Below are 12,264 nucleotides of genomic sequence, written 5' to 3' on the forward strand. Positions count from 1 at the left end.
CTCAAGGGCCACCGCGACAAGCCTGCCAAGGCCGCCGCGATCCAGGCCGAGCTGCGCACCGAGCACCTTGGGCAAAGCGACCTGGTGGCTTCGGCCTACGCGGCCACCGTCTCGGCCACCGTCTCGGTCCTGCAGACCCTCAACGCCCAGATCAACACCCTCGAACGGCAGGTCGAGGCATATTTTGGCCGGCACCCGGACGCTGAGATCCTGCTCAGCCAGCCCGGCCTCGGCGTCATCCTCGGCGCCCGGGTGCTCGCAGAGTTCGGCGACGCGCGCAACCGCTACGCCTCGGCCAAGGCCCGCAAGAACTGTGATGATCGACGGGTGCTGTCCCGGGCCGTGGCCTGACCCGCGCAAGAACTGGCCGTGGTGCCTTGGCGTAGATCTGTCGGTCACGGGTCCGGGGCAGTGCTTGCTGGCGCCGGTCCGGCGGGTGTGTCTCGATAGGGGCCTTGCCGCGTTGAGCATCGTCACAGTTCTGACCACCCTGTCGGCCCGGCGACGGCCAAGATCGTTCCCGAGCCGATCAGGAGACCGCAGCCCGTGTCCCACACCCCTCAGCCCGCGTCCCCCACCCAAACTGCCGACAGCGAGGAGGTGATTCTGGGGGTCGATACCCACAAGGACTTCCACGTCGCAGTGGTCATCACCGTCTTGGGGGTACTGCTGGGAAGCAAGACCTTCCCCACCACCGCGGCCGGCTACCGGGCGATGCTGAAGTGGGCGCACACCTTCGGGCCGGTGCGGCGAGCCGGGGTGGAGTGCACCGGATCCTACGGTGCCGCGGTCGCCCGTCACCTGGGCAGCGCGGGCGTCACAGTGCTGGAGGTCAATCAGCCCGACAAGGCCGCACGCCGCCGCCGCGGCAAGACCGACGCGCTGGATGCCGAAGCGGCCGCCCGGGCTGTGCTGGCCGGCCACGCGACCGCCGTGGCCAAGAGCAGCGATGGGCCGGTCGAGATGCTGCGCATGTTCAAGCTCGCCAAGGCATCGGCCATGAAGTCCCGGTCCCAGGCCATCAACCAACTCAAGGCCGTCCTGGTGTCGGCCGACCCACGACTGCGGGACGAGCTGAAGGGACTCAGCACCTCCAAGCTCATCCGCCACTGCGCAGCACTGCAGGTCACGCAGGTGGCCGACACCGCCGATGCCGCTGCTTACACACTGCGGCTCCTGGCCCGCCGCATCGACCAGCTCACCCAGGAGATCACGGACCTGGAGGCCCAGCTCACTGCTGTCCTTGCCGCCCATCACCCGGCCCTGCTCGACACCTATGGAGTCGGCCCGGACACCGCCGCGGCCTTGCTCATCACCGCAGGTGACAACCCCGAGCGGCTCCACAGCGAGGCGTCGTTCGCTGCCCTGTGCGGGGCGAGTCCCGTCGAGGCATCCTCCGGCAAGAACCAACGCCACCGGCTCAACCGCGGCGGTGACCGGCAGGGCAACTGCGCCCTGCACCGGATCGTGCTCTCGCGCCTGCGCTGGGACCAGCGAACCCGCGACTACCTGGACCGTCGCATCGCAGGAGGCAAAACCCGCCGCGAGGCGATCCGCTGCCTCAAACGCTACGTCGCCCGGGAGATCTACTCCATCATCAAGAACCCGCCGCCAGCCACAGCGGCGGCTGCCTGATTGACAATCCATAGGGGCATCTACGCCGGAACCTCACCGATCACCCGTCAATCCGGCAAGTCCAAGACCGTCCACGCCCGGTTCATCCACAACGACCGGCTCATCGACGCCCTCCACCTGCAAGCTGGCGCCGCCATCCTGCACGACCCGGCCGTACGTGCCTACTACGACCAGCTCAAAGCCCGCGACGTCAGCCACAACGCCGCCCTCCGCCAAGTGGGCAACCGGCTCGTCGGCATCCTCCACGGATGCCTCAAAACCCACACCCACTACGACCAAGCAACCGCATGGTCACACCGGCAACACGACCTCGCCGCTTGACATTCCGGCTCCAGGGATGTCTGTCCTGGTGGTGCGGACACCAATCGGGGGCGGGGACCGGGCGCCAGTCAGGCACCCGGCTGTGACTGAACATCACCGTCCGATTACCTTCAGTGGCAACCGATCGGCCCAGAGAAGCCCGCGGTTCTACGGGCAAGCACGGGTTCGCATAGCGAGCGCCAGCTACAGTTCATATCCTGATCGCCGTGCTGCCGGAAGGCGGGGCCGAGGTGATCGCGTCACGCGGGAAGAGCCCCGACCACGACGAGCTGCTCGACCACGCCGCCATGGAGTTTGGGACGGACTGACGATGAGCGCGGAAGAGGATTTCAAGCAGGTCGGCGCCGAGCTGGCCGACCTGGGTGTACGGATCTCCAGGATGATGGGGAGTCCCGCGCTCAAAGATCAGGCGGGGAAGGTGTTCGCGAGCCTGCAGCGCGACGGCGCGATGGTGTTCCGGCTGGTCAGGGACACCCCCGAACACACAGCCGCGCTCCAGCTGGCCGGGGCGTCCCTGTTCGACCCCTCGGGGCAGGGCAGGGCGATAAAGGACTGGGTGGTCGTGCCGCACTCCTCGGCCGAGAAATGGACGGATCTGGCCGAGGCCGCCCTCAGCCGCCCACGCTGATCAGTAGGCCACGACGACGGTGTGGCGGTGGGTGCCCGAGTCGGGCAGGACGCGGAGCACGGCGTAGCACGCCTGATTGCGGTGCGTGCGTTCTGCGACGTCTCGCCGCTGGGCAAACGTGGCCTGACGCGGCACTAGGTCCAGTTGGTGATGCGGCGCAGGACGTGCTCCACAGGCCCGTAACGGTGGTTCCGCAACCAGAGCGCGCTAAGCCACAGCAGGACCGTGTAGATCACGAGGGCCACGCCCATCACGGCGATCGGCGACAGCTTGCCCGCCAGCGCCAGGCCGTACCCGGTGAAGACCAGGCACGCCAGCACGGATTGCCCCACGTAGTTGGACGCCGCCACTCGCCCCGCAGGCGCCAGCGCGCGGCCTGCGGCGGGGAAGCGCCTGATCACCCGAAGCAGGGTCGCCACGTAGGCGGCGGCCAGCAGGATCGAGGTGAGGGTGTTCACCGAAACACCCGCCACCTCCTCCGGGCCCGAGGCACCGGACGTCCAGGCGAACAGGATTCCGCCCGGAATGCCGACTCCGAATCCCACCCACTGAATTCGGGGCAGCAGCCGCGACCACCGCTCGGGTTCCTCCAGCAGCCTGGACTTGCCCGCCGCCAGCCCGAACAGGAACATGGCCAGCGCCGTCGGCCCCTGGAAGAGCCAGATCATCGTCACGAGCGGCGGATAGAGTTCCAGTTGCAGGGACAGGAAGTCGAGCGGCCCGCCGGTGGCCAGGTCCAGCGCCCTCGCCGCCACGGCGGGATCCGCCGCCGGCTGCCCCGCGGTGGGGTCCAGCGTGGTCAGCCACGCCAGCGCCGACCACAGCAGAGTCAGCACGCCGATGATGACCGATCCGATGACGACGGCGGTCTTGGGCCTGAGGTTGCGCAGCGAGAGCAGGATCAGGCCCAGCACGGCGTACAGGGTGAGAATGTCGCCGACCCACAGCAGGATCCCGTGGAGCAGGCCGATCACGAATAGGCCCAGGCACCTGCGCAGGGTCCTGGCCTTCACGCTCGCCCCTGCCCGCTCCGCCGAGCGCATCTGCAGCGTGAACGAGTAGCCGAACAGGAACGAGAAGATGATGTAGAACTTCGTCAGGACGAAGGCGGTGATGGCCATGGCCACGGGCCCCTCGGGCATGGGCATGTTGCCCGCCATGGCGTAGCCGGGGTCGGCGAAGAAGCCGATGTTCGCGACGAGGATGCCCGCCAGCGCGAACCCGCGGAGCACGTCGACCTCGTGGACACGGCTGGCGGGTGGTGTGCGGAGTTCCGTCATGTACCGAAGCTACGAACGACGTGCCCGCCCCCGCATCGAACCTTGGTCTCGAAAGAGCCCGACCAAAGCAGGGCATCTCTCTGGCGGAAGGCGTGCCTGCGGGCGAGGACGACGGCGGAGCTGCTGGCCCACAGCCAGAACGAGTTCGCGCCGGTGATCGGCGGCCCGCTGCTGCCGCGCGACCCGGCGAACGCCTTCGCCGAAGGACGGTTCAACCGGGTGCCGGTGATGCACGGCATCACGCGCGACGAGCATGTCAGCTTCAGCCAGGAGGTGGCGGGCGCGCCACCGCTCACCGACGAGGGGTTCGTCAGGGAGATCAACGCCTTCTACGGAAGACAAGGCGGCCGAGGTGCTGGCCCGCTACCCTCTGAAGAAGGACGGCGAGGCCGGTACGAGCCGCGCGGGTGCCGCCATGAAGTCCGTCATGACCGACCACCTCTGGGCGAGTCCGGCGACGCGACGAACCGCCTGCTCGCTGCTCACGTGCCGACCTATGCCTACGAGTTCGCGGACCGGCGGGCCCCGTGGGTGAGCAGCACTCCCGTCGCGCCGAGCTTCCCCACCGGCGCGTTCCACGCCTCCGAGCTGCAGTATCTCTTCGAAGCCGACTACTTCGCCAGCCGGAAGTTGTCGGCGGCCCAGTCGCGGCTGTCCGACGCGATGGTCGGCTACTGGAGCCGGTTCGCGCGCAACGGCGATCCCAACGGGCGCGGGATGCCTTCCTGGCCGGCCGCTCGGGGCGGACGGGACGACATCCAGTCGCTCGCCCCGGGAGCGTCCGGCATTCGTGCGGTGGACTGGACTGGCTGCAGAACGATGATGTCGCGGTCGCTGAGCTCGCCACCAGCCTGGGCTACGAATCCGAAGCGGCGTTCAGTCGTGCATTCAAGCGCGTCGTCGGCGTCACTCCCGGCACGGTCCGTCGGATTCCGCGCTCATTCGACGACGGAGCAGTCGTCTGGCGACAGAGTGAGGCGGCCGTCTCGGGGCGAGAAGGGGGCCGATCCGCGTGACCTATGTCTGGCGCGGCTGCGTCGAGCGGCTACGACTCGGCATTGTGGACATCGATCTTGCGTTCAGTCCCCTTCACCGACACCCTTCCGATACGTCGGCTGAACCTCGCGATCGGTGATGCCGCCGAGGTCGTCACCGCCTATGTTGGCGCTTCGTCGCTACAGGTTTCATCGGACCCGCAGCGCCACGCTGATGGTTGTGGGAACGGTGGCCTGGCGTTCACCTTGCTGGTGGCCGTCATCTTGCCGCGGGCCCTACGTGCCCATATTCACCTCCCGACCAAGCCGGCGCTGGAAGGCACGCAGGCCGAGGACTGATCCGGCGCCCGGGCCCGGGGGGCGCGACCGCAACCGCCGGCCTGGACGGATGCCACATAAAACTAGCCCAGGTCTAAATATAGACTTGGACTGAACTTGGTCTTAGTCTAGGTACGGGAGGCAGAATGTCACTGCGCGAGATGAAGAAGGAGCAGACCAGGCAGCTCATCGCCGACACGGCGTGGCGCCTGTTCGCCGAGCAGGGATTCGATGGCGTCACCGTCGCCGAGGTCGCCCGTGAGGCACGGGTCGCCAAGGCGACCGTCTTCAACTACTTCCCGACCAAGGAGGATCTGTTCTACGCGCCGTTCGACGCCTTCGGCACACGGTTGATCGAAGCGATCGCCGGGCGGCCTCCCGGAGAGCCTGTGCTCGTGGCCTTCCAACGCTTTCTGCTCAACGCCAACGGCCTGCTCGACCAGGTGGAAGCCGGAGACGAGGCCGCTGTGGAGGCGGCGCGGACGGTCGCCCGCGTGATCGCCGGCAGCGCCGCGCTGCAGGCGCGCGAGCAGCAGGCGATCAAACAGCACACCGACTCCCTGGCGCGGCTCCTGGCGACGGAGACCGGGGCGACGGAAGACGATCCCGGTCCTCAGGTAGCGGCGAACGCGCTGATGGGAGTGCACCGCACCCTGACCGACCACGCGCGCCGCCGCATCGCCGACGACCGGACCGCCCGGCTCGGCACCGACATCCGGACCCTCTGCACGCGGGCCTGCGCCCTCCTGGAACGCGGCCTGGCCGAATACGCCCCGGCCCAGGTCCCGCCCCAGAACTGAACGTTCGGCCCCGCACACGAACAAGCACCCCTTACCTGTCCGTAGTTACCTGTCCCTGGAAATGGAGACGCCACCATGAATCCGCACGCCTTACCCAGATTCCTGGCAGCAACGACCACGGCATTGCTCATCGCGGTATTGGGCACACCCATCCCTGCCGTCGCCGTCTCCGCGCCCGGTCCGATGATCGAACCGGTACGTGAGTGCGGCGACGAACTGGAGCAGCGTTTCGATCTGCCCGGCGCGACGACCCATGTCACGAGCGCCGAGGAGGTCAAGGTGAACGACCAGAGCGAGCCGGCCTACTGCGACGTGCAGGGCCACATCGAACCCGCGGTGACCTTCCGGCTCAGGCTACCGCTGGAGACGTTCACGGGCCGTTACTTGCAGCATGGCTGCGGCGGATTCTGCGGGCGGATCTCGGAGCTGCCGTTTCCCGACTGCGGGGGCGATCTCGGCGGGGACGTCGCCATCGGAGCCACTAACGACGGTCATGTGTCGCGCGGGCTGGAGGAACAGTGGGCGGCGAACAACCAGGCGGCCCGGAACGACTACTTCTATCGCGCGCCGCATGTGCTGTCGGTGGCGGCCAAGCGCATCATCACCGAGTTCTACGGGGTGCCGCCGACGCGGTCCTACTTCAGCAGTTGTTCCAACGGCGGGCGGGAGGGACTGCTGCTGGCCCAGCGCTATCCTCATGACTTCGACGGCATCATCGCCGGCGCGCCGGCCCACGCCATGGGCCCGCTGTTCGGCATCTACGCGCCCTGGCTGGCCCGGACGAACACCGCCGCCAACGGTGAGCCGATCATCACAAGCGACAAGCTGCCCGCCTTGCACAAGGCCGTGGTGGCGGCCTGCGATCGGCGTGATGGACTGGCCGATGGACAGATCGATGATCCACGCGCCTGCCGGTTCGACCCGGTGAAGGTACAGTGCCCGGCCGGCACCGATCAGCCGCACTGCCTGACGCCGCGTCAGGTCGCGGTCGCCCGCGCCTTGTACGCAGGGCCGAGGGACCCGAACGGGCGCCGGCTGTACCCCGGCTGGCAAACTCACGGCTCCGAACTCGGCTGGGACGGGATAATCACGCCTTCTGCCGGTCTGGGCAACCGCTCGTTCGCGGCGTGGCTGGGGGACAACTACCTCAAGTATGTCGGATTCCCGATCGGCACCCCGCACTCCTCGCTGGCCGAAGCCTCCTTCACCGCGGCCGAGTTCCACCGGCTGACCGCCGAAGGCGTCAAGGGCAACGCCATGAGCCTCGATCTCCGCGCGTTCCGCCGGGCCGGAGGCAAGCTCATCTTGTGGCACGGCTGGGCCGATCCTCAGCTGCCGGCCACCGCGACGGTGGACTACTACCAGCGGCTGTCCGAACGCAACGGTGGCCTGCGCGAAACTCAGCGGTGGGCGCGGTTGTTCATGGTGCCCACGATGTCGCACTGCGGCGGCGGCTACCGGCTGAGCGAGTTCGACCCGCTCCGTGAGCTGGTCGCCTGGGTCGAACGCGGCGCGGCGCCCGACCGGGTTATCGCCGTGGGCAGGGACGCGCAGGGCGCAGTCTCCCGGTCACGACCGGTTTTCCCCTATCCGCTGGTGACCTCCTACGACGGCACCGGCAGCATCGACCATGCGGCCAACTTCGTGCCCGCACCACCGCGGCGTCCGTCGCCGGACGCCATCCGCTGGATCGGCAGCCACCTGCACGAGCTGCCCGGACCCGTGGCGCCCTAGTCTGGGCGTCTCCGTCTTGGTGTGGCCCGGTGCAATCTCCCATGCCGGCGGGCACTTCCCTCGGAGGCAGCCCAGCTGAAGTCCATCTGCCTTGCGTTGCCCGCCCGGACCCTACACGGTGAGTGCCGCAATCGCTGGACCATCCGCTCGGTGTTGGTCCCTGCCACGGGACCGTTGCCACATGGTCGACTACCACGGCAGCCCGTGGCGGGACCCGTACATTTCAAGGTCGCAGAGTCACGCCGCGATCGCACTTTGCACAGCGCCTCTAAGCCGAGGAGAACGAGACCATGTCAGTCTCCGACGGAAGCACGGATACCGAACCAAGAAGGGCGAGCGGGTTACAGTTGCTACGCCACAGCGCGGGATTCCGCTCGCTGTGGTCGGCACGAGTCGTCTCGGTGGGCGGTGACGCGCTCAGCCTGGTCGCGCTGATGCTGCACGTCGCCGGCACCACGGGGCAAGCGATCGCGGTCTCACTGCTGCTGCTCGTCGGCGATTTTGTTCCCTCGCTTCTCAGTCCGATCGCCGGCGCGATCAGTGACCGTTTCGATCTCAAGCGGGTGATGATCGCATGTGAGCTGGCGCAGGGGATGGTGCTCCTGCTCATCGCTCTCTGGTTGCCGCCGCTCCCCCTGCTGCTGGTGCTGGTCGGGCTGCGCGCGATTGCGGGACAGGTGTTTCTGCCGGCCTCACGCGCGGCGATACCGGGACTGGTCCGGGACAAGGACCTGGCGACCGCCAACGCCACGCTGGGGTTCGGCACCAACTCGGCCGAGGCTCTCGGGCCGCTGGCCGCGGCCGCCCTGTTTCCCTTCGTCGGAATACGGGGCGTGCTCCTGGTCGACGCAGTCTCCTTCCTGCTTGCGGGCGCGGTACTGATCAGGCTGCGGTCACTTCCCCCGGCACCCTCCCCGGCAGGAGCGAAAGCCTCGCTCCTGGGGGAGGCGAAGTCCGGGCTCGGCTACATCAGGTCAGCCAAGGTGGTCCGGGTCATCGCCCTGGGTTTCTGCGCCATCGTGGCCTTCAACGGTGTGGACGACGTCGCCTTGGTGCTTCTGGCCACCGAATCATTCGCGGCCGGCGAGTCGGCGGTCGGCCTGCTCCTGGGCGCCGTGGGCATCGGACTGCTCTTCGGGTACGCGCTGACGGCCCGTTACAGCGCTCGAATGTCGCTGGTGACTCTGCTGGTCGCCGGCTTCGCGGTGAACAGCGCCGGCAACCTCCTCACCGGGCTGGCCTGGGCCGTCGCCGCCGCGTTCATGACCCAGTTCATCCGCGGGTTCGGTATCGCGGCGATGGACGTGGCCACCAACACCATGCTGCAGCGCCTGGTCCCTCAAGGGATGCTCGGCAGGGTCTTCGGGAACCTCTATGGAGCAATCGGAGTAGCCGCCGCGCTGTCATATATAGCGGGCGGGTTCCTGCTGGACGCCACCTCCGCACCGACAACGCTTCTCATCGCGGGTGGCGGTGGCCTGCTGACCACCATGCTTGTCGCATTGGCGTTGCCAGGAGTGCTGCGCAAGCACACTGCCGGCTCGGATCCGGACGACACCGAAACCCGGAGCGTCACGCAGGACGATCTGCCGCACCCCGATCGGTGAACGCCGCCTCGCCCTGCGCGGCGGTGGAACCTCACCTCCGAACGATCGGCTGACCATAGACCGTCCTTGATCTGCGCACGAGCCTGGACGCGCTGCACTCCCGGTCCATACACCCACACCGGCTCTGGCGGGCCGAAAGGAGGCCACGATGGCCGGCGACACCACCTGCAAACCCCGCCAACGGACACCGAGGATGAAAGGACCGAAACGCGGGCTTCGAGCTGGGCACGGCCGTGCTCGCTATGGGGATGTCCGCGGGCCTCCTGTGCGCCTTCACGATCGCCGTCATGCCGGGTCTGACCGCGGCCGACAACCGGACCCTCGTCGATGCGATGCAACAGACGATCGTCAAGATCGAGAATCCGGCCTTCTTCCTCATCTTCCTGGTGCTCCGGTGCTCGCCGCGGTCGCTTTGGTGCAGGCGCGCCGTGCCCGCTCGACCAAGGTCACCGGCTGGATCGTCGCCGGACTCGTTTTCTATGCGTTGACGCTCCTGATCACCATCACAGTTCACGTCCCCCTCAACTACGAGCTGAGGGATGCGGGTGACCCCTCCCATATCCAGAACCTGGCCGCTGTACGCGACGACTTCGTGACCCCCTGGGTTGCCTGGGACATCGTCAGGACTCTTGCCGCGACAGCGGCCTTCGGCTCCCTCATCTGGGCGCTCGTCCTGCGCGGATCCACAGGGCGAGCCGAGCGATAACGGACCGAAGGTCATCAGCGCGGCCGACGGCTCGGGCATTGCCGTCGGGATCCTCCGCTTGAGCCGGGCGTGCACCCGCGCCGATCTCAATCGCATCCCACGAAGCACAGGTGACATGGAGCCGTCTCGCCGCTCGAGGCTCAGATGGAAGCTCGATCATGGTCCACAACTGGCGAGCGCCAACGAGAACGGGCGGGACTCCGTGAGGTTGGAGGCCCGCCCGTTCCTGCGATATTTGCCCTGGTCAGCGGCCAGAACCACTGCTCAAGATCGAGTGCCCCCTGTAGGATTCGAACCTACGCACCCGGCTCCGGAGGCCGGTGCTCTATCCCCTGAGCTAAGGGGGCTCAACGAGTGCTAAGGCTACCAGCATCTACGCACTACTCTGCACCGGATAACGCTCGTCGAACACATCCCGTGAAAACCCCACGTGACGGGTCCGCTACCGGTTAACTTTGCGCCCGTGGGTGAGGTTCTTGGCAAAGTACTGGTCGTGGACGATGACGAGGTCATCCGTCAGCTCATCGCAGTCAACCTGAACCTGGAGGGGTTCGAGGTGGTCACCGCCACGGATGGGCAGGATTGCCTTGATCGCGTGCGGGACGTCATGCCCGACGTCATCACGCTGGATGTGATGATGCCGTACCTGGATGGGTGGGCTACGGCGGAGAAGCTGCGTACGGACGAGGACACCAGTCATATCAAGGTCGTGTTGATCACGGCGCGGGCGCAGGATGACGACAAGCGCCGGGGATGGGGTATCGGGGTTGACGCCTATCTGACGAAACCCTTTGATCCGGCGGAGTTGATTCAAGTTGTGCGGGATCTCGCGGCGGACGCTCAAGGGTGAAGGGGGCGGGGTGGCTGGGGATGAGTGGGTTGAGCGGGCTCGGTGGTTCTATGAGCAGGCGGTCTTTGCCGGCGATCTTGGTGGGTTGGAGGTTGCCGAGCGGGAGTTGAACGCCGTTGAGGCCGATCTCTCGTTGGCCCGTGGGCGGGTCGCACACGCGCGGTTCCTCGGTGGTCAAGGGGAGGATGCCGAGGAGCTGGTGTTGTTCGAGCGGGCGGCGGAGCTCTACCAGGCGGTCGGGGATGTGCGGGGTGAGGGGGAGGCGCGCTTCTGGGTGGCGATCTTTCATCAAGTCGTTCGGGGCGATCATGGGGCTGCGGTGCCGGTTCTGGAGCGGGCACTGGAGCTTGCGGGGCGGGCCGGGGATCGGTTGACGGTCTCGTACGTGCTTCGCCATCTCGGCATCGCCGAGCACGTCGCGGGGCGGCTGGAGGCGGCTCGGGAGAAGCTTGAGGAGTCCGTTCGGCTGCGGCGGGAGGTGGGGTTCCTGCCGGGGGTGGCGGCCAATCTTGTGGGGTTGGCGTACGTCGCCATGGACGGTGGCCTGCGGGATGAGGCGGTGCGGCTGCTCGACGAGGCCTATACGGTTGCCGAGGCCAGTGGTGCCACAGTGGTTCTGCGCTTGGTCGAAGAGGCGCGTGCGCGGGTGTAGGGCTCTTCCGTACGCTGGCGGCAACATTCCCGTTCGAAGGGTTGAATCGTGCGTAGCTCGATTTTCGGCAATCTCGACGGCCAGCCGCTGCCCGGCGGGTTCGCGCTGGAGAACAAGAAGATGTTGCGGGTCCAGTTGCCTCATGAGGTGCTCGCCAAACAAGGCTCGATGGTCGCCTTTCAGGGGCAGATGGACTTCGATTACGAGGGCGCCGGAGGGCTTGGCAAGCTGTTCAAGAAGGCCGTCACCGGTGAGGGCGCCTCACTCATGCGGGTCCGCGGTGAGGGGCTGCTCTACCTGGCCGACAATGCCGACGACATTCACCTGTTCTACCTGGAGAACGAAGGGCTGACCGTCAACGGGCGGAATCTGCTGGCGTTTCAGCCGCAGCTCACTTGGGACATCCAGCGGGTGCAAGGGGCTGGGGTGGCTGCGGGTGGGCTGTTCAACACGACGGTCACGGGGACCGGGTGGGTGGCGGTGACCACGCACGGGACACCGGTGCTGCTCGACGTCGCCCGCATGCCGACGTTCGCCGATGGGCAGTCGGCGGTTTGCTGGAGCACGGGGCTTCAGGTCGGGGTCAACCGGACGATGAAGGTGGGAGCGTTGATCGGGCGGGGGAGCGGGGAGGCCATGCAGCTGGCGTTCAGGGGGCAGGGCTTCGTGCTGGTGCAGGCCAGCGAAGGTGCCCCCATAGTGACCACTTCTTGATGCTGCCGGTCGGCTGGTGGCGGC

At 67.3% G+C, this 12,264-nt stretch carries 14 protein-coding genes, 1 tRNA gene and 2 pseudogenes; 14 read left to right on the forward strand and 3 right to left on the reverse strand.

Annotated elements, in window-relative coordinates; all coding sequences use genetic code 11:
- The 4 genes and pseudogenes from ACTWPT_RS00005 to ACTWPT_RS00020 all read left to right on the forward strand — a co-directional run.
- Positions 1 to 351: pseudogene (locus ACTWPT_RS00005) on the forward strand (IS110 family transposase); the annotation flags it as partial.
- Between the two features lie 195 nt (positions 352 to 546).
- Positions 547 to 1,635, forward strand: a complete 1,089-nt coding sequence (locus ACTWPT_RS00010; protein ID WP_443175100.1) for an IS110 family transposase — start codon at positions 547 to 549, stop codon at positions 1,633 to 1,635.
- On the forward strand, positions 1,636 to 1,956 hold the full coding sequence (locus tag ACTWPT_RS00015; RefSeq protein WP_443175101.1) for a transposase: 321 nt from the start codon (positions 1,636 to 1,638) through the stop codon (positions 1,954 to 1,956).
- A 310-nt stretch (positions 1,957 to 2,266) separates the two neighbouring features.
- Entirely contained in the window at positions 2,267 to 2,584 is a 318-nt protein-coding gene (locus tag ACTWPT_RS00020) for a hypothetical protein (RefSeq protein ID WP_192773063.1), read from the forward strand.
- Here the strand turns inward: ACTWPT_RS00020 and ACTWPT_RS00025 are convergent, their stop codons facing one another.
- Both ACTWPT_RS00025 and ACTWPT_RS00030 read right to left on the reverse strand, forming a co-directional pair.
- A complete protein-coding gene (locus tag ACTWPT_RS00025) occupies positions 2,585 to 2,719 on the reverse strand; it encodes a hypothetical protein (protein WP_443175102.1) in 135 nt (44 codons plus the stop codon). It lies immediately after the preceding gene.
- The gene (locus tag ACTWPT_RS00030; protein ID WP_443175103.1) at positions 2,719 to 3,864 is read right to left on the reverse strand and encodes a DUF418 domain-containing protein; all 1,146 of its coding nucleotides are present in this window, start codon (positions 3,862 to 3,864) and stop codon (positions 2,719 to 2,721) included. The genes ACTWPT_RS00025 and ACTWPT_RS00030 overlap by 1 nt, the downstream gene beginning before the upstream one ends.
- Positions 3,865 to 4,092: 228 nt before the next feature.
- Between ACTWPT_RS00030 and ACTWPT_RS00035 the strand changes: the two are divergent.
- The 7 genes and pseudogenes from ACTWPT_RS00035 to ACTWPT_RS00065 all read left to right on the forward strand — a co-directional run.
- A pseudogene (locus ACTWPT_RS00035) lies at positions 4,093 to 4,590 on the forward strand (carboxylesterase family protein); the annotation flags it as partial.
- 83 nt (positions 4,591 to 4,673) lie between these two features.
- Positions 4,674 to 4,880, forward strand: coding sequence for a helix-turn-helix domain-containing protein (locus tag ACTWPT_RS00040; RefSeq protein WP_443175529.1), 207 nt, complete (start codon positions 4,674 to 4,676; stop codon positions 4,878 to 4,880).
- A gap of 57 nt (positions 4,881 to 4,937) precedes the next feature.
- The gene (locus ACTWPT_RS00045) at positions 4,938 to 5,198 is read left to right on the forward strand and encodes a putative glycolipid-binding domain-containing protein (RefSeq protein WP_443175104.1); all 261 of its coding nucleotides are present in this window, start codon (positions 4,938 to 4,940) and stop codon (positions 5,196 to 5,198) included.
- Positions 5,199 to 5,323: 125 nt separating this feature from the next.
- Complete coding sequence (locus tag ACTWPT_RS00050) at positions 5,324 to 5,977, forward strand: TetR family transcriptional regulator (protein WP_443175105.1); 654 nt, start codon at positions 5,324 to 5,326, stop codon at positions 5,975 to 5,977.
- A 75-nt stretch (positions 5,978 to 6,052) separates the two neighbouring features.
- Positions 6,053 to 7,711, forward strand: coding sequence for a tannase/feruloyl esterase family alpha/beta hydrolase (locus ACTWPT_RS00055; protein ID WP_443175106.1), 1,659 nt, complete (start codon positions 6,053 to 6,055; stop codon positions 7,709 to 7,711).
- Between the two features lie 290 nt (positions 7,712 to 8,001).
- A complete protein-coding gene (locus ACTWPT_RS00060) occupies positions 8,002 to 9,318 on the forward strand; it encodes an MFS transporter (protein ID WP_443175107.1) in 1,317 nt (438 codons plus the stop codon).
- Between the two features lie 394 nt (positions 9,319 to 9,712).
- Complete coding sequence (locus tag ACTWPT_RS00065) at positions 9,713 to 10,024, forward strand: anthrone oxygenase family protein (RefSeq protein ID WP_443175108.1); 312 nt, start codon at positions 9,713 to 9,715, stop codon at positions 10,022 to 10,024.
- Positions 10,025 to 10,299: 275 nt separating this feature from the next.
- On the opposite strand, the gene ACTWPT_RS00070 is transcribed toward ACTWPT_RS00065, so the two are convergent.
- Positions 10,300 to 10,371, reverse strand: a tRNA-Arg gene (locus tag ACTWPT_RS00070).
- Between the two features lie 116 nt (positions 10,372 to 10,487).
- On the opposite strand from ACTWPT_RS00070, the gene ACTWPT_RS00075 reads away from it, so the two are divergent.
- The 3 genes from ACTWPT_RS00075 (at position 10,488) to ACTWPT_RS00085 (ending at position 12,240) form a co-directional block, all read left to right on the forward strand.
- Positions 10,488 to 10,874 carry a response regulator transcription factor gene (locus ACTWPT_RS00075; protein WP_443175109.1) on the forward strand — a complete coding sequence of 129 codons (387 nt, stop codon included), beginning with the start codon at positions 10,488 to 10,490 and terminating at the stop codon, positions 10,872 to 10,874.
- Positions 10,875 to 10,959: 85 nt separating this feature from the next.
- On the forward strand, positions 10,960 to 11,526 hold the full coding sequence (locus tag ACTWPT_RS00080) for a tetratricopeptide repeat protein (protein WP_443175110.1): 567 nt from the start codon (positions 10,960 to 10,962) through the stop codon (positions 11,524 to 11,526).
- Between the two features lie 48 nt (positions 11,527 to 11,574).
- Positions 11,575 to 12,240: an AIM24 family protein gene (locus tag ACTWPT_RS00085; protein WP_443175111.1), complete on the forward strand. Its 666-nt coding sequence runs from the start codon at positions 11,575 to 11,577 to the stop codon at positions 12,238 to 12,240.
- Positions 12,241 to 12,264: the final 24 nt, after the last annotated feature.

It is taken from the genome of Nonomuraea sp. 3N208 (assembly GCF_052245935.1).
Classification (GTDB): domain Bacteria; phylum Actinomycetota; class Actinomycetes; order Streptosporangiales; family Streptosporangiaceae; genus Nonomuraea.

Bases quoted from the DNA above. Each gene is read 5' to 3' on its own strand.
- ACTWPT_RS00050 (WP_443175105.1), top strand. From the start codon at position 5,324: ATGTCACTGCGCGAGATGAAGAAGGAGCAGACCAGGCAGCTCATCGCC.
- ACTWPT_RS00030 (WP_443175103.1), bottom strand. From the start codon at position 3,864: ATGACGGAACTCCGCACACCACCCGCCAGCCGTGTCCACGAGGTCGAC.
- ACTWPT_RS00060 (WP_443175107.1), top strand. From the start codon at position 8,002: ATGTCAGTCTCCGACGGAAGCACGGATACCGAACCAAGAAGGGCGAGC.
- ACTWPT_RS00020 (WP_192773063.1), top strand. From the start codon at position 2,267: ATGAGCGCGGAAGAGGATTTCAAGCAGGTCGGCGCCGAGCTGGCCGAC.
- ACTWPT_RS00055 (WP_443175106.1), top strand. From the start codon at position 6,053: ATGAATCCGCACGCCTTACCCAGATTCCTGGCAGCAACGACCACGGCA.